Here is a 20,840-nt window from a genome sequence, read left to right as displayed (position 1 = left end):
GCGCCGAGCGCCTCCCGAATGTCGGTGCCCCCGACCTACACTCGGACGCGTTCGAACACCCGTTCGATACCACGAGGAGGGAGCCGACCATGGGCGTGACCGTCGTGGAGCGCATCGCGACCCCCGCCTCGGACGCCGTCGCCGTTATGTTCCTCGTCACCAGCGAGGCGGTGGCGGCCGGATTCCCGTCGCCGGCGCAGGACTACTTCGACGGGTCCCTCGACCTCAACGACCACCTGATCCGCGACAGGACGTCGACGTTCATCGTCCGTGTCTCGGGCGAGAGCATGGTCGGCGCGGGCATCAGCGACGGCGACGAGCTCGTGGTCGACCGGTCGATCACGCCGACGCACGGGAGCGTCGTCATCGCGATCCTCGACGGCGAGCTGACCGTCAAGCGCCTCGAGCTGCACTCCGGGGGAGTGGTCCTGCGGGCCGAGAACCCGGAGTACCCGCCGATCCACGTCGCCGAGCTGAGCGACCTCCAGGTGTGGGGCGTCGTCACCGTTTGCCTCCACCGGCTGCACCGTGCGCTCTGAGCGGCGCATCGCCCTGGTCGACGTGAACTCGTTCTACGTCTCCTGCGAGCGGCTGTTCGATCCGAGGCTCGCGGGCCGGCCGGTCGTCGTCCTCTCGAACAACGACGGCTGCGTCGTCGCCCGCTCCGACGAGGTGAAGAGGCTCGGGATCGAGAACGGCACGCCCTGGTTCCAGATCGAGCCGCTCATCCGCTCCGGTCGCCTCCCGGAGGTGATCGCCCGATCGAGCAACTACGAGCTGTACGGCGAGCTGTCCGCGCGCGTGATGGAGCTGCTGGGCCGCTACTCCGCCTGGCAGGAGGTGTACTCGATCGACGAGTCCTTCCTCGGCGTCGACGGCGACGTGGCGGAGCGGGCGAAGGTCGGCCGGGCGATGCGGGCGGCCGTCGCGAAGAACGTCGGGCTGCCCGTCTGCGTCGGCTTCGGCCCGAGCAAGACGCTCGCGAAGTTCGTCAACAAGGGCGGAGCGAAGAAGCACCCGCGCCTGGGGGGCGTCTGCGACACCGACTGGTACACGCCCGAGCAGCTCGACGCGCTCATGGCCTCCCAGCACGTCACCGAGCTGTGGGGCGTCGCCGGCCGCACAGGGAAGCGCCTCGCGGAGCTGTCCATCCACACCGTCCGCGACCTCCGCGACGCGGACCCCGCGCTGATCCGCAAGAAGTTCTCGGTCGTCCTGCAGCGCTCCGTCTACGAGCTGCGCGGCGTCGACTGCATCCCCCTCGAGGCCGCTCGCACCGTCCGCGACCAGCTGATCTTCTCCCGGTCGTTCGCCACTCCCGTGACGACGATCGCGGGCATGGAGCAGGTGCTCTCCGTCTACGCGCAGCGCGCCGCCCACCGCCTCCGCGGTCAGGAGTCGGTCACCAGGACGATGAGCGTGTTCGCGTCGACGTCGCCGTTCGCGGACGCGCCGTACGAGTCCGCCGGCGGCCTGGCCGGCTTCCCCGTCCCCACGGACGACCCGGTGGCGATGGTGAGGGCCGCGATCGGCACCCTGCGCCCGCGGCTGCGGGAGGGCGCGCGCTACGTGCGGGCCGGCGTCATCCTCACGAACCTGTCGCCTCGGAACTCCCACGCGCTGCTCGAGATCTTCGACACCGCCTTCGACACGAAGGGCCTCGGCGCCACCATCGACGCCGTGACGAAGCGCCACGGCCGGTCCGCGGTCGGCCTCGGGCTGGCGGGCATCCGCACGGGGCCGGTGTGGACGATGAAGCGCGACGCCCTCTCGCTCCGGGCGACGACGCACTGGGGCGAGCTGGCGACGGCCCACGCGCGGTGAGCCCGCCGGCGGGGAGATCGGGTCATCCGACGCGTAGGCGCCCGGGGCGCTCTCGGGCAGGCTCGTCGCCATCGACGAGTGTCGGTGCGGGGACGGCGGGAGGACCCATGGCCGAGAGCTGGCAGGACGCGTCGGTGCGGGGCGTCGCGATGATCGAGAACGAGCTGGTCGTGCGCGACTTCCTCGAGGTGTGGAGCGCTCGCGACAGCCGCCAGCTCATCCCGTTCCTGCATCCGGAGGTCGTCTACAGCGCGTCGAGTTCGCAGGAGATCGCGGGGCGGGCGCGGGTCCTCGACATGTGCGACGAGGTCCACCGGGCGTTCACCGAGATCCGGATCGCCCTCGTCACGATCGCCGTCGCCGGCAGCGTCGTCCTCACCGAGCACGCCCTGCACCTCCGCTCGGACACGGGGGAGGGCCACTGGCTCCGCTGCTTCGGGAGCTACGAGCTCCGCGGAGAGCAGATCGTCACCTGGCGGCAGCTCCATGGCTGAGGGCCTCGCGTGACGGCGGTGACCGGGCCCGCGCGCCTCAGGCTCGCCCTGGTGCTGCTGGCGATCGCCTCGGGCGCGACCGACGCGTTCGCGTTCCTCCTGCTCGGCGGCATCTTCACCGCGAACATGACGGGCAACCTGGTGCTGCTGGGGCTGTACCCCCGCTCCGCCTGGCTGACGACCGCGGCCGGAGCGGTCACGGCGATCGTCTTCTTCGCCGGAGCGGTCTACGCCGGGTTCCGCACGACGCGGGCGCGCACGTCGTCGACCGGCGACGGGAGACGTCCGCTCCGCGCGATCGCCCTCGTGGGGGTCGTCCTCCAGCTCGCCGTCGCGGTCGCCTGGCCGACGGTGCAGGGCGGCAGATCGCTGCTCGTGGACTGCGCGTTCATCGCGACCAGCGCGGCGGCGCTCGGGCTGCAGACCGTGCTCGCGAAGCGGATCTCCGGCGCCGCCGGCCTGACGACCACGTTCGTCACGGGCACGCTCACGAGCCTGATGCAGGAGCTCGCCGAGCGCTCGTCCGGGTCGAGGACCCTCCAGGCGCTCATCGTCGCGAGCCTCGCGGTCGGGGCCGTCGTCGGAGCGGCGACCGTGACGCTCGCTCCGGCCTGGGCTCCGACGCCGGCCCTCGTGCTCTCGGCGCTCGCCGTCGTGCTGCTCTTCGCACACCGGACGCGAGCCGTGCCCGCGGGAGCGGAGCCCGGGGCCCCGCGTCCCGCGTGACCGGAATCAGGCGTCGAGCGCCCACTTCGGCCGGACCCAGTGGCAGGTGTAGCCGCCGGGGTGCTTGCGCAGGTAGTCCTGGTGCTCCTCCTCGGCGTCCCAGAACTCGCCGGCGGGCTCGACCTCGGTGACGACCGGTCCGGGCCAGCGGCCCGACGCGTCGATCTCGGTGATCGTCTGACGCGCGACCCTCTCCTGCTCAGGCGAGAGGAAGAGGATCACGGAGCGGTAGGCCGTGCCGATGTCGTTGCCCTGACGGTTCTTCGTCGTCGGGTCGTGCACCTGGAAGAAGAACTCGAGCAGGTCGCGGTAGGAGAGCTGCTCGGGATCGAACTCGATCTCGACCGCCTCCGCGTGGTCGCCGTGGTGGCGGTAGGTCGCGTTCGGCGTGCTGCCGCCGGCGTACCCGGCGCGGGTGCTGAAGACGCCCGGCATGTCGCGGATGAGCTCCTGGAGCCCCCAGAAGCATCCGCCCGCGAGGATCGCGCGCTCCTCGGCCATCAGACGCCTGCCTTCGTGTCGTGCGCGGACTCGCGCGGAGAGATCATCATGCGGGCAAGTCCATCACGACCGGGGACGTCGCGGCGAGCGTCGGACGACTCTCGGAGCAGACCGTCGGCGGGGGAGCCGAGCGTGTCCCGCCCGAGCGCTCCGTCACTGCGATCGGTACGCCGCCGGAGATGCACCGGTGGGAACGAGTCATCTGACCGGGTCGCTCCGGGTGCCCCCGTTCCTACGCTCGTCGGTACAACCGAGGAGAGAGCGGAGCGGACCATGGAGCAGCCGAACGTCGAGACGCGCAGTGCACGGCGGGTGATCGAGACCCTGACCGCCAACGGCGTGAAGTACGTCTTCGGGATCCCGGGAGCGAAGATCGACGCGGTCTTCGACGTCCTCGCCGACGAGGGGCCGGAGCTGATCGTCTGCCGGCACGAGCAGAACGCCGCCTTCATGGCCGCCGCGGTGGGACGGCTCACGGGCAGCCCGGGTGTCGTCCTCGTGACCTCCGGCCCCGGCACGACCAACCTCGCCACCGGCCTGCTCACGGCCAACACTGAGCAGGACCCGGTCGTCGCGCTCGCCGGGGCCGTGCAGCTCTCCGACCGCCTCAAGCGCACGCACCAGTCGATGGACGCGGCCGCCTTCCTCACCACCGTGACGAAGTACACGGTCGAGTCGACGGATCCGGACGACGTCTCGGAGGCGGTCAGCAACGCCTTCCGCGCCGCCGTCACCGAGCCCCGAGGCGCCGCGGCGGTCGTCCTGTCGGCCAGCGTGATGGCCGCGCCGACCTCGCAGGTCATCACCCGGGCGGCCACGGGGCCGACGAGCGGTCCGGCGCGCGCCGAGGACCTCACCCACGCCGCCGACCTGATCAACACCGCGGAGCGGCCCGTCCTCCTCGTGGGCCTCCGCGCGTCGGAGCCGGAGACCGTCGCGGCCCTGCGGGCCCTGATCAGCGAGACGGAGCTGCCGGTGATCGAGACGTTCCAGGCGGCCGGCCTCGTCTCCCGCGAGCTCGAGGACCACTACCTCGGCCGCGTCGGCCTCTTCAAGAACCAGCCCGCCGACCTCGCCCTCGCCGAGTCCGATCTCGTCGTCGCGATCGGCTACGACGCCGTCGAGTACGACCCGGTGATCTGGAACAGCGACGTCGACCGCCGGATCGTCCACATCGACTCCGTCGACGCCCCGCTGGACAACCACTACCTGCCCGCGCTGGAGCTGAAGGGCGACCTCGCGCAGACCGTCGCGGCCCTCACGCCGCTCGTCTCCGGCCTGCAGCTCGACGAGGACGCGGCCGACCGGGTCGCCCGGCACCGGAGCGAGCTGGAGCGGATCGACGACGCGGCGCGGACGGCCGAGGCGGCTCCCGGGACCGTCGATCCCGCCCGCCTCGTGCTCCTGATGCGCGACCTGCTCTCGGACGACGCCACCGTGGCCTGCGACATCGGCTCGAACTACATCTTCATGGCCCGGCACTTCCGCGTGTACGAGCCCAAGCACCTGCTCTTCTCGAACGGGCAGCAGACCCTCGGCGTCTCCTTCCCGTGGGGCATGGCGGCGAGCCTCCTGCGCCCCGGGACCCCGGTGGTCTCCGTCTCGGGTGACGGAGGGTTTTTGTTCTCCGCGACGGAGATCGAGACGGCGACGCGGCTCGGCCTCTCGTTCACGCACGTGATCATGCGGGACGACACCTACGACATGGTCGGCTTCCAGCAGCTGCTGAAGTACGGCCGCAAGTCCGGGGTCCAGCTCGGCGACTACGACATCGAGAAGTTCGCCGCGGCGTTCGGCGCCACGGGCAGGCGGGTGAGCGGCCTCGCCGAGTTCGAGGAGGCCTTCCGCGCCTCCCTCGCCGAGCCGGGCGTCTCGATCATCGACGTCGCGGTGGACTACAGCCGCAACGTCGACATCGCCGCCCACCTGGTCGAGGACGCCTTCGAATGAGCACGCACACGGTCGACTCGACCGACGACTACGCGATCTACCAGAGCTCGACCATGGCCGCCCTGCTGGCCGGGGTCTACGACGGGGACCTGACGATCGGCGAGCTGCTCACCCACGGCGACCTCGGGCTGGGCACCTTCAACCACCTGGACGGCGAGATGGTGATCGTCGACGGCGTCTGCTACCACCTGCGCAGCGACGGCTCCGTCCAGGTCGCGGACGGCGACGACCGGACGCCCTTCGCCGCCGTGCTGCCCTTCCACGCGACCAGGACGTTCACGGTGGAGGAGCCGACCGGTCTCGCCGGCCTCACCCGGCTGATCGACGACGCGGTCGACGGCGGGAACATCCCCGTCGCCCTGCGGATCGACGGCCGGTTCACCGAGGTCCGCACTCGGACCGTGGGCGAGCAGACGGAGCCGTACCCGCCCCTGATCGAGGCGACCGCCCACCAGAGCGTCACCGGCATCGCCGACACCCGCGGCACGATCGCGGGCTTCCGCACTCCGCAGTTCGAGCAGGCCGTGTCGGTCCCCGGGTATCACCTGCACTACGTCGACGACGCCCGCGAGAAGGGCGGGCACGTCCTCGACGTGACCGTGGCCGAGGTGACGGTCTCGCTCACTACCGTCGCCGGACTGCACCTCGCGCTTCCGGAGACGGACCAGTTCCGCCGGGCGGACCTGGCGATGAAGGACATCGCGGCGCAGGAGGCGCGAGCGGAGGGGTGAGGCGGGCGGGACCTCCGGGGAGACGGGCCGGCCGCGACCCGTCTCCCCGGAGGCCGGTCAGGGCGCGAGCTCCTCGCGGACGATCGCTGCTCCCGCGCTCAGCGCGCTGAGCTTCCCCCAGGCGAGGTCGCGGGGCAGCGGTGCCATGCCGCAGTTCGTGCTCGGGAGGAGCAGGTCCGCGTCGACGAACCGGAGGGCGCGGCGCAGGGTGTCGGCGACCTCCTCGGGCGTCTCGACGGTCCCGCTCGCCACGTCGATCGCTCCGAGCATGACCTTCTTGCCACGGACGAGCTCGATCAGCTCCATCGGCACGTGGGAGTGGTGGCTCTCCAGCGAGACGATGTCGAGCGAGGACTGCTGGAGGAGCGGCAACGACTCCTCGTACTGCCGCCACTCCGACCCGAGGGTCGCCTTCCAGTCGGTGTTCGCCTTGATCCCGTAGCCGTAGCAGATGTGCACCGCGGTCTCGATGCGGAGTCCCTCCGCCGCCCTCTCCAGCGCGGCCACACCCCAGTCGTGCACCTCGTCGAAGAAGACGGTGAAGGCGGGCTCGTCGAACTGGACGATGTCGACTCCGGCGTCCTGGAGGGCTCGCGCCTCCTCGTTGAGGATGGTCGCGAACTCCCACGCCAGCTTCTCGCGGCTCCCGTAGTGCCGGTCGGAGAGGGTGTCGATCATCGTCATCGGGCCGGGCAGCGCCCACTTGATCGGCTGATCGGTCTGCTCGCGCAGGAACCGGGCGTCGTCGGCGAACACGGGCCTCTCGAGCCCCACGGCGCCGACGACGGTCGGCACGCTCGCGTCGTACCGGTCGCGGATGCGCACCGTCTCGCGCCGCTCGAAGTCGACACCCGTGAGGTGCTCGATGAACGTCGTGACGAAGTGCTGCCGGGTCTGCTCCCCGTCACTGACGATGTCCAGGCCCCGGTGGTGCTGCTCGTGGACGGCGGCGCGCAGGGCGTCCTGCTTGCCCTCGGCCAGGGCGTCGCCGGTCAGCCGCCACGGGGACCACAGGGTCTCCGGCTGCGCGAGCCACGACGGCTTCGGCAGGCTGCCGGCGATCGAGGTGGGCAGGAGCGGGAGGGCCGCCGAGGCTCCGCGCGCGCTCATCGGACCGCTTCCGCGTACTCGGCGGCCCACTGCCGCAGCCGCTCCCCGTGCGGCTTCATGAGGTGCTCCTCCGCGAACCGCCCCTGCTCGACCGCGAGCCGACCGCGCTCCTCGCGGTCGTAGGAGACCGCGGGCCGCACGTAGTCCTGCTGCTCCAGGTCCGGCCGGTAGACGTCGGCGGCGGCCGAGCGCGCGCCGTAGATCTCGGGCCGGTAGATCCTCTGGAACGTCTCCATCGTGCTGATGGTGGCGATGAGCTGGAGGTCCGAGTAGTCCTCCAGCAGGTCGCCGCCGCAGTAGAACGCGAGCGGCGCCGTGCTGCCCGGCGGCATGAAGAAGCGGACCCCGAGGCCCATCTCCGCGAAGTACCGGTCGGTCAGCGAGAGCTCGTCCTGCCGGTACTCGACGCCGAGGATCGGATGGAGGGTCCCGGTTCGCCGGTACGTCCTGCTCGTCGAGACGCTGATGCAGATGACGGGCGGCGTCGACGAGAGCTCCGCGTACTGCGCGGAGTCCCGGAAGTGCTGGAAGAGCGCGCCGTGCAGGACGCCGAAGTCGTCGGGGACGGTGAAGCCGGCCTGCGAGGCGTTGACCGCCGGCAGCCGCACGCTGAAGTCGTGGTCGCGGAGGTAGGAGGAGAAGTTGTTCCCCAGTGTCCCCGGCTGACATCGGCCGGTGCGGCGGTCGAGGATCCGGGTGCGCAGGACCTCCAGCAGGGGGAACTCCCGGTCCTCGCCGTCCGCGGTGAGCCGCAGCCCGACGGAGACGATGTCGAGCCCGACCGTGTAGCGGCCGCGGCTCGGATCGTCGCCCGGCACGAGATCGTTCAACCGGTCGTCGATCATCCGCAGCGCGGTCCGGAGGTTCTCCCGGCGGCGCTCGCCGCGGGCCAGATTCGCGAAGTTGGTGGTGATCCGGGAGCTCCGGGCCGGCGAGTAGTCCTCGTCGAAGGGGGTGAGGGTGATGCTGAAGGCGGGTTCGTTCGTCATGATCGGCCGATCGGTAGGAGGGACTGGGGCGGGGGCACGATCAGTGCGGGTGGTCCTCGGTCAGCTTGAAGCCGAGTCGGCCGTGCGCGAAGGCGGCTCCGGCTCCGATGGCGGCCGCGACCCAGGCTGATTCGGCGAGCTCGGTCTCGGTCGCACCGGCGCGCACGGCGTTCTGGCCGTGGCCGTCGATGCAGTAGACGCACTGCTTGCTGATGCCCACGGCGTAGGCGATGAGCTCGCGGTACTTGAGCGGGATCTCGCGACCCTGCGGAGCGAAGACGGCGGTGTCGAAGGCGGTGAACGCCGCAAGGACGTCGGGGGTCTCCTTCTTGTAGGCGGCGGTGTAGCGGCGGTCGGCTGCGCGGTCGTAGTAGGCGTCGGTCATGGTCTTCCTTCGGAGGTCGGAGAGGGGGCGGAGGGGATGAGGTCACGGCCGGGCGGGGATCTCCAGGCCGAGGTTCTCCCGCAGGGTCGTGCCCTCGTACTCGGTGCGCAGCGAACCGCGCTCCTGCAGCAGCGGCACGACGCGGTCGACGAACTCGTTCAGACCACCCGGGTGCAGGTGCGATCCGAGGACGACCCCGTCGCCGCCTCCGCTCTGCACGAACTCGTCGAGACGGTCGGCGACCTGCTCAGCCGTGCCCACGTACTCCGTGCGGTCGAAGACGGTCTCGGCGAGACCGCGGAGGGTGAGGTCGCGCTCCTGAGCGAGCGCACGCCAGGCGCGCACGGTCCCCGCGCGATCACCGTGGATCAGTGCGCGGCCCTCGATCAGCGGCGGCGCCTCGAGGTCGGGCTCGAGATCGGGTACCGGCCCGTCGACGTCGAAGCCCGACAGGTCCCGGTTCCAGACCTGCTCGAAGAGCACCTGGATCGTGCGCGGTGTGAGTTGCTGATCGCGGATCCACCGCGCTCTCTCCTCCGCCTCCGCAGCGGTGCCGCCGAGGACGACGGCGGCTGACGGGAGGATCCGCACGGAGCCGGCCGGGCGACCCGCCGCCGCGACCCGGGCCGCGATGTCGCGCGCGAACTCGTGCGCCTCCGGTCCCCGGTGGTAGGGGGAGAAGATCACGTCGGCGCTCGACGCCGCGAAGTCGCGACCCTGCGGAGAGACGCCCGCCTGCACGATCACCGGGCGGCCCTGCGGGCTGCGCGGCACGGTGAAACGGCCGGAGACGTCGAACTGGCTGCTCGAGACGGCGAACGACCCCGTCGACGAGTCGGCGAGGAACTCGCCGGAGGGGGCATCGGCTCGCACGGCGTCGGAGGTCCAGGTGTCCCAGAGCGTCGTCACCGCGCGGACGGCCTCCTCGGCACGGGCGTAGCGGTCGGCGCGGTCGAGGAAGCCGCCGCGGCGGAAGTTCGCGCCCGTGAAGGCGTCGAAGGACGTGACCACGTTCCACCCCGCTCGTCCGCCTGAGAGGTGGTCGAGGGTCGCGATCTGACGGGCGAGCTCGAAGGGCTCGTTGAACGTCGCGTTGAGCGTGCCGACCAGGCCGATGTGCTCCGTGACCGCGGCCAGCGCGGCGAGGAGCGGCAGAGTGTCCGGTCGTCCGGCGATGTCATGGTCGAAAGGGCGCCCCGCGCGCTCCCGCAGTGCCAGACCCTCGGCGAGGAAGAAGTAGTCGAACCGCCCGCGCTCCGCGGTCTCTGCGACGCGGCGGAACGTCGAGAAGTCGACCTGGCTGCCGGCGTCGGGGTGCTCCCACAGGGTGTGCTCGTTCACCCCGCCCACGTAGGCGGCGAGGACGATCTGCTTCGGTCGCCGCGTCATGACTGCTCCTCGGAGGCGTAGCGGTTCGGGATCGACGTGGGCAGGCCCAGGGCTGAGCGGAGGGTGCGGCCCTCCTCCGTCCCGACGAGCAGACCGCGTCGGCGCAGCTCGGGCACGAGGTCGTCGGCGATCAGCGGCAGATCGGTGGCGAGAACCGCGGGTCGGAGGCGGACGCCGTCGTAGCCGAGCCGTGAGAGCTCGGCGATGCGGTCGGCGACGGACGCGGCCGACCCGGCGGCGACGGCGGCGTCGCCGGTGAGCGGTCGGCCGAGAGCGTCGAGGCGCGAGAGTCTGGCCGCGGCGGACTCCGCCGGGGTGTTGAGGACGACGACGAGGTCGGCGAGGACCCGCAGGCGCTCGCCCGTGCGCCCCGCCCCGCGCTCCGCCTCGGCGATCTCCTGGAGGATCCTCTCGGCGTCCGCTGCGTTCTGAGGCGTCGCGAACACGACGTCGGCCGAGCGCGCGGCGAAACGGTACGGGATGTCGGCGTGTGCGAGCGCGGCGACGACGGGCTGCCCCTGCGGCGGCCGGGGAGTGATCGCGGGGCCGCGCACCGAGAACCAGCGTCCTGCGAAGTCGACGCGGTGCACCTTGTCGGCGTCGAGGAAGCGATCGGTGGCGACGTCGCGGATCTCGGCGTCGTCCTCCCAGCTGTCCCAGAGTCTCCGTGCGACCTCGACGGCGTCGGCCGCCTCCTCGAAGAGCTCGTCGACGACGGCGCGGATCGCGGGGTCCTCGAGAAGGAGCGTGCCCGGCTCCGGCGGCACGATCGCCGCGATTCGCCGTCCGACGTGCGAGGCTTCGTCGACGCGTGACGACACCCTGACCTGCCAACCGCCCCGCCCCCGGCTCAGGTGGTCGAGCGTCGCGACGGCCTTCGACACGTGGAAGGGCTCCGTGTGCGTCACGGTGACCGTGGGCACGAGACCGATGCGGCTCGTGAGGGGGGCGACGTAGGAGGCGATCAGCAGCGCGTCGAGCCGGCCGCGGACCTCGTCGGTGCGGTCGTCGGCCAGGAAGGGGTCCGCCGATTGCAGGGCGAAGGAGTCCTCGATCGTCACGAAGTCGATCCCGCCGCGCTCCGCCCGCTGCACGATGTCCGCCCAGTACGCGCCGGTGAAGAGCGCGTCGGGACGGGCGCCAGGCTCGCGCCAGGACGCGGGGTGCCAGCCGGCGCCCTCGAGGGCGACGGCGAGGCTGAGGGGTGGGGCGGCGGTCATCGTGCTCCTCGGATCAGGGTGCCGGCTCGGACGAGCTCCTCGTCGTCGAGTGCGCGGAGGCGGCGCAGCAGCGCGCGCGCGACCTTGTCGTTCTCCCGGAACGACACCGCGTTCGTGCCCGGCCGGGAGAAGGCGCCGACGAACGGCGAGTCGGTGTACGGGCCGATCGCGTACCGGCGGCCGACGCGGCCTCCCGCCGTCGAGCGCAGCAGGGTGTCGTCCTGGTGCACGCGCAGCCTCCCGGTCGACAGGAGAGTGTCGCCGACGTCGACGAGGTCCTCGACCGCCGACCCCGACGCGACGAGCGCTCGCATCAGCGCGTCGTCACTCCTCGCAACGGACGTCCGGGGGAGGCGCGCGTCGACGAGAGCGTCAGCGAGGACGACCTGATCGGTCGCCCCGCCGCTCGCGAGGAAGCGGCCCTCCTCTTCGGAGGTCCCCACACGGATGCCCGGGCCGAGGAAGTCGACGACGCCCGCGTCCGAGAGTGCGAGCAGCTCCTCGAGACGGTGCGCGGGCGGCCCGCTCGCGAGGAAGCTGAACCAGCCGAGCCACCATCCGTGCAGATCCTCGATCCGCGAGCGGGGCGTCCACCTCGCGGACGCGGTGAGATCGGCGACGAGGAAGTGGCTGCGCAGAAGCGCGAGGAAGAGCGCCATCGTGGCGCTGTGCTCCTGCCGGCTGCGCAGAGCCAGGTCGTCCCGGATGTAGGCGCGCACCGCCTCCTGCAGCGCCGAGCCGTCGGCGAACCGCACATCGGCGAATGGGCGGTCGAGATCGGGGAGGAGCAGCCTGTCGAGGCTGTCCGGCACAGTGTCCGCGACGAGCGCGGTCAGGGACCGCGCATCTCCGAGGACCCGCTCGGCGTCGGCCCCGAGTGCGGGGAGAGCGTACCCCTGGCCCGCTTCGGGTCGCGGGCCGCGGGAGCCGGCGAGGACCGAGGCGCGCGGGTCGAGCCGCGAGAACACCTCCGAGAAGTGCGTCCAGTCGGTGCTCACCCGGTCGGGGTGCCCGGTGAAGAGCTCACGGTAGTAGCCCCAGAGCATCTCCTGGGCGATCAGGGGCCAGACGTCCTCGCTGAAGTCGAGCGGGCGGTGTCGCGAGCGCAGCTCCTCGACGACGGACGCCGAGAACCAGCGGGGCTCGGGCGCGGCTCCCTGGAGCGTCGAGCCGATCTTCGAGTGGTAGGGGACCCCGCGGCGGCTGCCGATCAGGATGCGCGGCTCACGTCCCGACGGGTGGTAGCGCAGTCCGCCGGCGTCGTCCCGTTCGAAGCGGCCGCCCCGGCCCTCGGTGAGCAGCACCAGGAGGTCGACCGCGACGAGGCCGAGGCCGCGCACGATCACGTCGTGTCCGGCGCGGAGGGATCCGAGGTCGGCGTCGGCCGTGAACGACGGCGGCAGGTAGGCGAGGCCGTGGCGCTCGGCGAACCCGGCCAGCCGGGTCTCGTCGACCGTCGGCAGAGTGCCGCTGTGCCCGAGCGAGAACAGGACCAGGTCCGCCTCGATCACGTCGCCGGAGTCGAGGACGACCCGCTGCGCACCGTTGTCGCGGCCGAGCACCTCGACGACGCGCGCCGCGTGCTCGCGGACCTCGACGTCAGGGCGGAGAGCGGCGAGCGCCTCCCGGTGGAACCAGCGCAGATAGAGGCTCTGCAGCCGGCGGGTGGGGAAGCTGTCGGCGCGGAGCCCGTCGAGCTCGCGGCGCACGGCTTCGTCGCCCTCTGCGAGCGCGATCCGGCCGGCCCGCACCGCCTCCGCCCACTCGATCAGCGAGGGTCCGGGGCGCACCGGCCCCTCGATCGTCGCGCTCGCGTCGGTGAACATCGTCACGTCGGCTGCGCGCGAGTTGAGCTTCAGCAGCGGCGACTGCTCGTAGCGCCAGATCCGGCCGGGGCCGACGGGGTACGGGTCGACGACGTGGACGACGAGCGCGGCCGGCCCGAGGGCGTCCTCGGCGGCATTCGCGGCGAGGCGCTCGAGGACCCCGACCGCGCGGGGACCTCCCCCGACGATCACGAGGGAGCGGGTCCCGTCCGATGGCGCTGACATGCGTCCACGATGACCCTTCCCCCGTGAGGACGCCGCTCTGTGACGACTCGTGACGATGTGAAGAAGTGTGTAGCGGCGGGGTTGGAGCCGGGTGGCCGCGGACCCTAGCGTCGGCCCCGACGGCGTGCAGAACGGTGCGCCCCGACAGGCAGGAGCCTCGAGTGCCCATCGAATTCCTCGGCATCGCCGCGCTCAACGACGGCAGCGAGACACGAGCACGCAGCGGCGCGAGCTTCGACCCGGAGTACACGGTGCGTCTGGCCGCGGCTCATGAGGACAGCGGGTGGGACCGCATCCTGTTCGCCTACCACTCCGGAGCCCCCGACCCCGCCGTCGCCGCCGCTTTCATCGCGTCGCGGCTCGAGCGCATCCAGCTGCTGCTGGCGCACCGGCCCAACGTCTCCTACCCCACGGTCGCGGCGAAAGCCTTCGCGACCCTCGATCAGCTGAGTGGAGGCCGCCTGAGCGTCCACGTGATCACGGGCGGGTCGGACGCGGACCAGGCCGCGGAGGGCGACTACCTGAGCAAGGACGAGCGCTACGCGCGCACCGCCGAGTACATCAGGATCGTCAAGCAGGTCTGGACGACCCGTGAGCCGTTCGATCACGTCGGGGAGCACTACCGCTTCTCCCGGTTCGTCAGCGACGTCTGGCCGGTGCAGCAGCCTCGGCCGCAGATCTCGTTCGGAGGCTCCTCTCCCGCCGCTCTGTCCGTCGGTGCCGCCGAGAGCGACGTCTACGCGCTCTGGGGCGAGCCGCTGCGGGACACCGCCGAGCAGATCCGCAGCATCCGGGAGGCGGCGGCGGCGGCCGGCCGCGACGTCGCGCCGCGCATCCAGGTCGCCTTCCGACCCATCCTCGGGGCCACCGAGGAGCAGGCCTGGGAGAAGGCGGAGGGGATCCTCCGCCGCATCGAGGCGCGCACCCGCGAGACCGCCCCCGGAGGCCTCGCCGCGCCGGAGAACACCGGCTCGCAGCGCCTCCTCGCGATCGCCGCCGCAGGCGACCGTTTCGATCGCGCGCTCTGGACCAGGGCGGGAGTCGCCGCGGGAGCGCGCGGCAACTCGAACGCCCTCGTCGGGACGCCGGAGACGGTGGCCGCCGCGCTGCTCGACTACGTCGATCTCGGGGTCGACATCATCTCGGCGCGCGGCTACGACTACGTCGACGACACCCTCGACTTCGGTCGCCACGTGATACCGCTGGTGCGCGAGGAGGTCGCTCGACGCGACGCCGCGGCCGCCCAGGCCGCCGAGGAGGCCGCTCGTGTCCTCGTCTGACACCGTCGCGGCCGACGAGTTCGTCCATGTGCGGGCCGATGACCCGCGGGCCCGGCCCCTGCTCGACGAGCTCGAGCGCGAGTACGACACCCGCTACGGCACCGCCTGGGGCGAGCCGGCATCGGCCGAGCTCGCGCGCTACCCGAGCGAGGTGTTCGCCCCGCCGGAGGGATCCTTCGTCCTGCTTCTGCGCGACGGCACCGCGATCGCCGGAGGCGCGCTGAAGAGATTCGACGACACGACCGCCGAGCTCAAGCGCATCTGGACATCCTCGGCGCACCGTCGGCAGGGACTCGCCCTGCGCGTGGTCGCAGAGCTCGAGGCGGAGGCCCGCCGGCTCGGCTACTCGACCGTCTACCTCACGACCGGGCCGCTCCAGCCGGAGGCGCAGCGGCTCTACCTCACCGCGGGCTACACACCGCTCTACGACGTGACCCAGCCTCCGGAGGTGGTCGTCCTGCACGGCTATGCGCGGACGCTCACCGATCGGCCGCTCGACGTCGCGAGGATCCGGACCGCGCACGACGACTCCTTCGCGCAGCTCACCGCGTCCCTACCCGACGGCGGAGCACGCCTGCGCGGTGGCGTCACGGGGCGTGCCTCATGAGCGGCACGATCGCGCCGCCTCGACCGCGGGACACGTCCGGCCCCCTTCCCGGAGGCATAGACCTCGCCCGACTCGGCGAGCGGCCGGTGCTGCCGCTGCGCCACCCGGTGCGCTGGGTGGTCGCCGCACTGGTCCTCGTGCTCCTGCTGAACGCCGGACAGACCCTCTTCACGAACCCGTCGTGGGAGTGGCCGAAGGTCGGGACCTGGCTCTTCAGTCCGGCGATCCTGAAGGGGCTGCAGCTGACGCTCCTCGCCACCGCCATCAGCGCCGTGATCAGCTTCGTCGGAGGCATCGTCGTCGCCGTAGCACGGCTCTCGGGCAATCCGGTGCTGTCGACGCTCAGCTGGGTCTACATCTGGCTGTTCCGCTCGGTGCCGCTGATCCTCGTCCTCATCTTCCTGTTCAATCTCGGCAACCTGTATCCGACCGTCGGCATCGGCATCCCCTTCGGTCCGCAGTGGTCGGTGCCGACGGTGTCGCTGCTGCCTCCGCTCGCCCTCGGCGTGATCGGCCTGAGCCTGTCCGAGATCGCCTACAGCGCCGAGGTCGTCCGTTCCGGGGTGCTCGCGGTCGATCAGGGGCAGCACGAAGCGGCGAAGGCGCTCGGGATCCCGCAGCGCCGCCAGTTCACCCGCATCGTCCTCCCGCAGGCGCTCCGCTCGATCGTGCCCGCCTACGTGAACCAGATCATCGGCCTGCTGAAGGCGAGCTCGCTGCTGTTCTACGTCTCGCTGCTCGACCTGTTCGGGGTCGCTCAGAACCTCGGCAGCACGTACCCGACGGACATCATCCCCCTGCTCGTCGTCGCGACGATCTGGTACCTGGTGCTGACCTCGGCGATCTCGGTCGTGCAGTTCTACATCGAGCGCTTCTACGCCCGCGGCGCGCACCGGGAGCTCGCGCCCACGCCCCTCCAGCGGGTGCGGCGCTCGCTCGCCGGCCTGAGGAGTGCGCGATGACCGCCGCCATCGAGATCCACAACGCGACCAAGTCCTACGGCGACCGGACCGTGCTCCGGGGAGTCGACCTGCGCGTCGAGGCGGGCACCGTCACGGTTATCCTCGGTCCGAGCGGCTCGGGCAAGTCGACCCTGCTGCGGGCGATCAACCATCTCGAGAAGCTCGACGAGGGGTTCGTCTCCGTGAACGGCGAGCTGATCGGGGTGCGGCTGCGCGGCGGTCGGCTCAAGGAGCTGCGCGAGAAGGAGATCCTGCGCCAGCGGGCGAGGATCGGCTTCGTCTTCCAGAGCTTCAACCTCTTCCCGCACCTGACGATCCTCGAGAACGTCACCGAGGCGCCGATCTCGCAGGGGCAGCCGCCCGCGGAGGCCCGCGAGCGGGCACGCGCCCTGCTCGAGCACGTCCGTCTCGCCGACAAGGCGGCGGCCTATCCGAGGCAGCTCTCCGGCGGCCAGCAGCAGCGCGTGGCCATCGCGCGTGCGCTCGCGCTCGACCCCGAGGTGATCCTCTTCGACGAGCCGACCTCGGCTCTCGATCCCGAGCTCGTCGGGGAGGTGCTGCAGGTCATCCGGTCGCTGGCCGAGAGCGGCCGCACCCTCATCGTCGTGACCCACGAGATCGGCTTCGCCCGCGAGGTCGCCGACCGGGTGGTGTTCGTCGACGACGGCCTCGTCGTCGAGCAGGGCAGCCCGAGCGAGGTCCTCGACCGCCCGCAGAATCCGCGGACCCGCGACTTCCTCGGCCGAGTCCTCGGCTGAGCCCCCGCACTCCTCCTCCTCTCCATCCGCACGACAGACACAGGAATCGAATCATGACCAGACCGCACATCACTCGTTGGACCAGAGTCGGGGCGCTTCTCGCTGCCGCCGCGCTGACGACGGGCCTCGCGGCCTGCTCCGGTGCCGCCGCCTCCGCCCCGGCCTCCCCGGGAGCCGCCTCCGGCACCACCACCGTCACCGTGGGTGCCCTCTCCAACGGAGCGGCGACCGAGACGGACATCGACGTGCCGGTCGTCGACGAGATCCGCGGCACGCTGCCGCAGGAGATCCTCGACCGCGGGACCCTGACGATCGGCGTCGGCGCTCTCCCCGCAGGCTTCCCTCCGCTCGCGTTCACCGGGACCGACACCGAGACCCTCACCGGCTCGGAGCCCGATCTCGGCCGCCTCGTCGCCGCCGTCCTCGGGCTGCAGCCCGAGGTGGAGAACTCCACCTGGGACAACCTCTTCGTGGGCATCGACACCGGAGGCAGCGACGTCGGCTTCTCGAACATCACCGTCACGGAGAAGCGCAAGGAGAAGTACGACTTCGCCTCCTACCGCGCCGACACCCTCGCGTTCCAGGTCCTCGCCTCGAACGACTGGGAGTTCGACGGCGACTACGAGAACCTCGACGGACTCACCGTCGCGGTCAGCAGCGGCACCAACCAGGAGAAGATCCTGCTCGAGTGGCAGGCCCGTCTGCAGTCCGAGGGCAGGTCCCTGGAGATCACGCGACTGCCCGATGCCAACTCCGTCACTCTCGCTCTCGGCTCCGGCCGGATCGACGCCTACTTCGGGCCCAACCCGACGACGGTCTACCAGAACCGGATCTCGGAGGACGGCGCCGACCCGACCCGCAACGCCGGCACGTTCTCCGGAGCGGGCGAATCGCTCGACGGGCTGATCGCGGCGACTGTGAAGAAGGACTCCGGACTCGCCGAGCCGATCGCCCAGGCCCTCGGCTACCTCATCGGGAACGGTCAGTACCAGGACTGGCTGTCGGCCTACGGCCTGCAGGACGAGGCCGTGGACGAGGCCCTGGTGAACCCGCCCGGGCTCCCGCTCGACAACAGCTGAGCCGCCCCCGCCTCGGGCGCCCCGATCGACCAGCGGGGCGCCCTCCGCCCGCTTCCCCGAGGACTCCCATGCACCTGTTCGACTCGCTCACGCGCGAACGACTCGACCGCCCGACGAGCCGTAAGTGGAGCCTCCGCCCCGGCACCATCGGAGCCTGGGTCGCCGAGATGGACTTCGGTACGGCGCCGGCCGTTCGGAGGGCACTGCACGACGCCGTGGCCGGCGACGTGCTGGGCTATCTGTCCCCCTCGACTGCGGGCGAGCTGGGCGAGGCCGCCGCGGAGTACCTCGCTGAGCAGTACGCGTGGACGGTCGACCCCGCCCGCGTGCACTCCGTCTCGGATGTCATGGCCGCGCTCGGAGTGGCCGTCACCGAGTTCTCCCGCCCCGGCTCACCGGTGATCGTGCCTACCCCCGCTTACATGCCGTTCCTCACCTACCTGTCGGCCATCGGACGCGAGGTGATCGAGGTCCCGGGAACGATCGTCGACCGCCGCTGGGAGCACGACCTCGACGGGATCGATGCGGCCTTCGCGCAGGGAGCGGGCACCGTGGTGCTCTGCAATCCGCACAACCCGACGGGCTCGGTCCTGCCACGGTCCGAGCTCGAAGGTCTCGCCGCTGTCGTCGAGCGCCACGGCGGGCGGGTCTTCGCCGACGAGATCCACGCGCCGCTGCGGTTCGACGGCGTCCCCCACATCCCTTACGCCTCGGTCTCGGAGGAGGCCGCCCGGCATTCCGTCACCGGAACGAGCGCCTCGAAGGCGTGGAACATCCCCGGCCTGAAGGCCGCGCAGCTGATCACCACGAATGACGCAGACGAGGACGTCTACTCGCGCTTCGGGTTCGCGGTGCAGCACGGTGCTTCGAATCTCGGCGTGATCGCCTCGACGGCCGCCTACCGGGAGGGCGGAGCGTGGCTCGACGAGGTCGTCGACTACCTCGACGGCAACCGGCGCCTCATCGCCGACTTCCTCGCCTCCGAGCTGCCCCGGATCGGGCACCGCACCCCGGAGGCGACGTATCTCGCCTGGTTCGACCTGGGTGCTCTCGGCCTCGCCGATCCCGCGCAGCACCTGCAGCGCGAGGCGGGAGTGACGCTCACCTCCGGACGCCTGTGCGGCGCCGGATACGCCGACCACGTGCGTCTCGTCTTCGCCATGCCGCGTCCCCTCCTCCTCGAGACGCTCGAAGCCGTGCGGGCCGCCGTGTGAACGGCGGAGCGCCTTCGCGGGGACTCGACGAGGTAGGACGGCGGAGCACCGAGGCGGGCGGCATCGCACGACAGTGGCGAGGAGCCGTCCTTCAGCGCCTCCGCTCCCTCTGCACCCCCGATGAGGCCGGGCCGCCGGCGGTGGACCGGGCAGCCTCGCGTGTCGAGGCTGTGCAGCTCGCCCACGAGATCGAGCACGGGTTCTTCCGCCCGGTGCCCGGCCGGGCGCAGGATCCGGAGTGAGACGGGGCGGACCCCCCCTACGTCCCGAAGAGGTTGGCGCGGGTCCCGCCGGGAGCGAGCTCGTCGCGGAGGATCCCGCGGCGGCGCAGGACGGGGACGAGGTCGTCGAGCATCCGGTGCAGGGTGACCGGGTGCAGGTCCCCGGAGAGGAGGAGCCCGTCGCTGCCGCCGTCGTCGCCGAGCTCCTCGACGAAGTCGGCGAACTCCTCCGCGGTGCCGACGAAGCCGGCGCGCTCGGCGACGCGGCCCTTGCGCGCCTTCCTGGTGAGCAGCTCCCGCAGCGGAGCGTCCTCCGTGCCGCCGTACAGGCCGGCGATGGTGCCGTGCGAGACGTGCTCGCCGAACACCGACCGCGGGACGGGGAGGTCCAGGTCCAGCCCGGTGAGGTCGGTCTCCAGGTCGCTCGACCAGCCGAGCGCGATCCGCCGCAGCGCGTCCTCGTCGGGGTGGCGCGACGCCTCGACGACGCGCGCGGCCTCCTCCGGGCTCGACACGATCTCGGGCTTCACGACGAAGAGCACGCGCAGGTCGTCCGCCGTCCGCCCGTGCTGCTCGGCCGCGGCGAGCACGCGCGCCCGGTAGTCGCGCACCGCCCGGGCCTCCAGAGGGGCGAGCGCGAGCTGCACGTCCGACTGCGTGCCGGCGAAGGCCAGGCCGCGCGGAGACCCGCCGGGGGAGACGACGATCGGGTCGCCGTTCGCGAAGGGGACGGCGTTCAGGGGTCCGTCCACGTGGAAGTGCTCCCCGCGGTGCCGGAACGCGTCGATCCGGGTGCCGTCGGCGTAGCGGCCCGACCCGGGGTCGGCGATCAGCGCGCCCTCGCCCCAGCTGTGCCAGAGCCGGCGGACGACCGCCATCCACTCGTCCGCCCGGTCGTAGGCCGCGTCGTGCGACAGCGGCTCCAGGCCCACGTGGCGGGCGCTGCCGACGTCGGTGACCAGGTTGATCCCGAAGCGGTCGGAGCTGAGGTGCTGCAGCGTCGCCGCCTGCCGGGCGGCGAGGTACGGGGGCGTGATGCCGGCGTTGATCGTCGGCGCCAGCCCGATCCGCTCGGTCGCCGCGAACAGGTACGGCGCCAGGAGGAGCGGATCGTGCTTCGGCCCGCCGTACGCTCCCCGCACCCGCAGGTCGAGCGTCTCCGGGGAGCCGAGCGAGACGGCGTCCTCCATCACGATCAGCTCGAAGCCGGCCTGCTCCAGCTCGCGGGCCGACTGCTGGTAGAGGCCGGGCTTCGTCCAGTCGTGGTTCCACTCCCGGTAGGGGTGCCCCCATCCCTGCGGTCCGAAGCCCCGGGAGAAGAACCAGCCGAAGTGCTGACGGCGCGCCAC

20 protein-coding genes are annotated in these 20,840 nt (G+C 71.8%); 12 read left to right on the top strand and 8 right to left on the bottom strand.

Going from position 1 to position 20,840, the window contains the following annotated elements; genetic code table 11:
• The first annotated feature begins 89 nt into the window (after window positions 1-89).
• The 4 genes from C5D09_RS07495 to C5D09_RS07480 all read left to right on the top strand — a co-directional run bounded on the left by C5D09_RS07495 (window position 90) and on the right by C5D09_RS07480 (window position 3,044).
• The gene (locus C5D09_RS07495; protein WP_104268985.1) at window positions 90-539 is read left to right on the top strand and encodes a LexA family transcriptional regulator; all 450 of its coding nucleotides are present in this window, start codon (window positions 90-92) and stop codon (window positions 537-539) included.
• Complete coding sequence (locus C5D09_RS07490) at window positions 529-1,824, top strand: Y-family DNA polymerase (protein WP_104268984.1); 1,296 nt, start codon at window positions 529-531, stop codon at window positions 1,822-1,824. The genes C5D09_RS07495 and C5D09_RS07490 overlap by 11 nt, the downstream gene beginning before the upstream one ends.
• A gap of 107 nt (window positions 1,825-1,931) precedes the next feature.
• Window positions 1,932-2,318 (top strand): nuclear transport factor 2 family protein, encoded by a 387-nt coding sequence (locus C5D09_RS07485; protein WP_104268983.1) that lies wholly within the window; start codon window positions 1,932-1,934, stop codon window positions 2,316-2,318.
• A gap of 18 nt (window positions 2,319-2,336) precedes the next feature.
• On the top strand, window positions 2,337-3,044 hold the full coding sequence (locus tag C5D09_RS07480; protein WP_181131522.1) for a YoaK family protein: 708 nt from the start codon (window positions 2,337-2,339) through the stop codon (window positions 3,042-3,044).
• Window positions 3,045-3,050: 6 nt separating this feature from the next.
• Here C5D09_RS07480 and msrA read toward each other — a convergent pair whose 3' ends face one another.
• Complete coding sequence (msrA, locus tag C5D09_RS07475; protein WP_104226547.1) at window positions 3,051-3,545, bottom strand: peptide-methionine (S)-S-oxide reductase MsrA; 495 nt, start codon at window positions 3,543-3,545, stop codon at window positions 3,051-3,053.
• Between the two features lie 273 nt (window positions 3,546-3,818).
• On the opposite strand from msrA, the gene alsS reads away from it, so the two are divergent.
• Both alsS and budA read left to right on the top strand, forming a co-directional pair.
• Window positions 3,819-5,495: an acetolactate synthase AlsS gene (alsS, locus tag C5D09_RS07470; protein WP_104255917.1), complete on the top strand. Its 1,677-nt coding sequence runs from the start codon at window positions 3,819-3,821 to the stop codon at window positions 5,493-5,495.
• Window positions 5,492-6,226, top strand: coding sequence for an acetolactate decarboxylase (gene budA / locus C5D09_RS07465; protein WP_104268981.1), 735 nt, complete (start codon window positions 5,492-5,494; stop codon window positions 6,224-6,226). The genes alsS and budA overlap by 4 nt, the downstream gene beginning before the upstream one ends.
• 57 nt (window positions 6,227-6,283) lie before the next feature.
• Here the strand turns inward: budA and C5D09_RS07460 are convergent, their stop codons facing one another.
• Genes C5D09_RS07460 through C5D09_RS07435 form a run of 6 tightly spaced genes read right to left on the bottom strand, consistent with a single transcriptional unit; the run spans window position 6,284 to window position 13,370 of the window.
• Complete coding sequence (locus tag C5D09_RS07460) at window positions 6,284-7,336, bottom strand: methionine synthase (protein ID WP_104262243.1); 1,053 nt, start codon at window positions 7,334-7,336, stop codon at window positions 6,284-6,286.
• On the bottom strand, window positions 7,333-8,325 hold the full coding sequence (locus C5D09_RS07455; RefSeq protein ID WP_104268980.1) for a putative oxygenase MesX: 993 nt from the start codon (window positions 8,323-8,325) through the stop codon (window positions 7,333-7,335). The genes C5D09_RS07460 and C5D09_RS07455 overlap by 4 nt, the downstream gene beginning before the upstream one ends.
• Before the next feature lie 40 nt (window positions 8,326-8,365).
• Window positions 8,366-8,710, bottom strand: a complete 345-nt coding sequence (locus C5D09_RS07450; RefSeq protein WP_104223293.1) for a carboxymuconolactone decarboxylase family protein — start codon at window positions 8,708-8,710, stop codon at window positions 8,366-8,368.
• A 42-nt stretch (window positions 8,711-8,752) separates the two neighbouring features.
• Window positions 8,753-10,099, bottom strand: coding sequence for an NtaA/DmoA family FMN-dependent monooxygenase (locus tag C5D09_RS07445; RefSeq protein WP_104268979.1), 1,347 nt, complete (start codon window positions 10,097-10,099; stop codon window positions 8,753-8,755).
• Window positions 10,096-11,319 (bottom strand): LLM class flavin-dependent oxidoreductase, encoded by a 1,224-nt coding sequence (locus C5D09_RS07440; protein WP_104268978.1) that lies wholly within the window; start codon window positions 11,317-11,319, stop codon window positions 10,096-10,098. The genes C5D09_RS07445 and C5D09_RS07440 overlap by 4 nt, the downstream gene beginning before the upstream one ends.
• Window positions 11,316-13,370 carry an FAD/NAD(P)-binding domain-containing protein gene (locus C5D09_RS07435; RefSeq protein WP_104268977.1) on the bottom strand — a complete coding sequence of 685 codons (2,055 nt, stop codon included), beginning with the start codon at window positions 13,368-13,370 and terminating at the stop codon, window positions 11,316-11,318. Before C5D09_RS07435 ends, C5D09_RS07440 begins: the two co-directional genes overlap by 4 nt.
• A 161-nt stretch (window positions 13,371-13,531) precedes the next feature.
• Between C5D09_RS07435 and C5D09_RS07430 the strand changes: the two genes are divergently transcribed.
• The 6 genes from C5D09_RS07430 to C5D09_RS07405 all read left to right on the top strand — a co-directional run bounded on the left by C5D09_RS07430 (window position 13,532) and on the right by C5D09_RS07405 (window position 19,270).
• Window positions 13,532-14,650: an LLM class flavin-dependent oxidoreductase gene (locus C5D09_RS07430; RefSeq protein ID WP_104223289.1), complete on the top strand. Its 1,119-nt coding sequence runs from the start codon at window positions 13,532-13,534 to the stop codon at window positions 14,648-14,650.
• Entirely contained in the window at window positions 14,637-15,257 is a 621-nt protein-coding gene (locus tag C5D09_RS07425; RefSeq protein ID WP_219812286.1) for a GNAT family N-acetyltransferase, read from the top strand. Before C5D09_RS07430 ends, C5D09_RS07425 begins: the two co-directional genes overlap by 14 nt.
• Window positions 15,254-16,219, top strand: coding sequence for an amino acid ABC transporter permease (locus C5D09_RS07420; RefSeq protein ID WP_104233982.1), 966 nt, complete (start codon window positions 15,254-15,256; stop codon window positions 16,217-16,219). Before C5D09_RS07425 ends, C5D09_RS07420 begins: the two co-directional genes overlap by 4 nt.
• Complete coding sequence (locus tag C5D09_RS07415) at window positions 16,216-16,977, top strand: amino acid ABC transporter ATP-binding protein (RefSeq protein ID WP_104223287.1); 762 nt, start codon at window positions 16,216-16,218, stop codon at window positions 16,975-16,977. Before C5D09_RS07420 ends, C5D09_RS07415 begins: the two co-directional genes overlap by 4 nt.
• A 53-nt stretch (window positions 16,978-17,030) precedes the next feature.
• Entirely contained in the window at window positions 17,031-18,056 is a 1,026-nt protein-coding gene (locus C5D09_RS07410) for a transporter substrate-binding domain-containing protein (RefSeq protein ID WP_104268976.1), read from the top strand.
• A 68-nt stretch (window positions 18,057-18,124) separates the two neighbouring features.
• A complete protein-coding gene (locus C5D09_RS07405) occupies window positions 18,125-19,270 on the top strand; it encodes a MalY/PatB family protein (RefSeq protein ID WP_104268975.1) in 1,146 nt (381 codons plus the stop codon).
• Window positions 19,271-19,529: 259 nt separating this feature from the next.
• Here the strand turns inward: C5D09_RS07405 and C5D09_RS07400 are convergent, their stop codons facing one another.
• A complete protein-coding gene (locus C5D09_RS07400) occupies window positions 19,530-20,840 on the bottom strand; it encodes an LLM class flavin-dependent oxidoreductase (protein ID WP_104268974.1) in 1,311 nt (436 codons plus the stop codon).

Source organism: Rathayibacter sp. AY1C9, from assembly GCF_002932315.1.
GTDB lineage: Bacteria > Actinomycetota > Actinomycetes > Actinomycetales > Microbacteriaceae > Rathayibacter.
Note: the sequence above shows the minus strand (reverse complement) of the source record. Positions and strands in the feature narration are given on the sequence as shown.

Coding starts and splice junctions, on each gene's coding strand:
- msrA (WP_104226547.1), bottom strand. CDS start 3,545: ATGGCCGAGGAGCGCGCGATCCTCGCGGGCGGATGCTTCTGGGGGCTC.
- alsS (WP_104255917.1), top strand. CDS start 3,819: ATGGAGCAGCCGAACGTCGAGACGCGCAGTGCACGGCGGGTGATCGAG.
- C5D09_RS07435 (WP_104268977.1), bottom strand. CDS start 13,370: ATGTCAGCGCCATCGGACGGGACCCGCTCCCTCGTGATCGTCGGGGGA.
- C5D09_RS07455 (WP_104268980.1), bottom strand. CDS start 8,325: ATGACGAACGAACCCGCCTTCAGCATCACCCTCACCCCCTTCGACGAG.
- C5D09_RS07460 (WP_104262243.1), bottom strand. CDS start 7,336: ATGAGCGCGCGCGGAGCCTCGGCGGCCCTCCCGCTCCTGCCCACCTCG.
- C5D09_RS07485 (WP_104268983.1), top strand. CDS start 1,932: ATGGCCGAGAGCTGGCAGGACGCGTCGGTGCGGGGCGTCGCGATGATC.
- C5D09_RS07450 (WP_104223293.1), bottom strand. CDS start 8,710: ATGACCGACGCCTACTACGACCGCGCAGCCGACCGCCGCTACACCGCC.
- C5D09_RS07405 (WP_104268975.1), top strand. CDS start 18,125: ATGCACCTGTTCGACTCGCTCACGCGCGAACGACTCGACCGCCCGACG.
- C5D09_RS07445 (WP_104268979.1), bottom strand. CDS start 10,099: ATGACGCGGCGACCGAAGCAGATCGTCCTCGCCGCCTACGTGGGCGGG.
- C5D09_RS07420 (WP_104233982.1), top strand. CDS start 15,254: ATGAGCGGCACGATCGCGCCGCCTCGACCGCGGGACACGTCCGGCCCC.
- C5D09_RS07410 (WP_104268976.1), top strand. CDS start 17,031: ATGACCAGACCGCACATCACTCGTTGGACCAGAGTCGGGGCGCTTCTC.
- C5D09_RS07415 (WP_104223287.1), top strand. CDS start 16,216: ATGACCGCCGCCATCGAGATCCACAACGCGACCAAGTCCTACGGCGAC.
- C5D09_RS07440 (WP_104268978.1), bottom strand. CDS start 11,319: ATGACCGCCGCCCCACCCCTCAGCCTCGCCGTCGCCCTCGAGGGCGCC.
- C5D09_RS07495 (WP_104268985.1), top strand. CDS start 90: ATGGGCGTGACCGTCGTGGAGCGCATCGCGACCCCCGCCTCGGACGCC.
- budA (WP_104268981.1), top strand. CDS start 5,492: ATGAGCACGCACACGGTCGACTCGACCGACGACTACGCGATCTACCAG.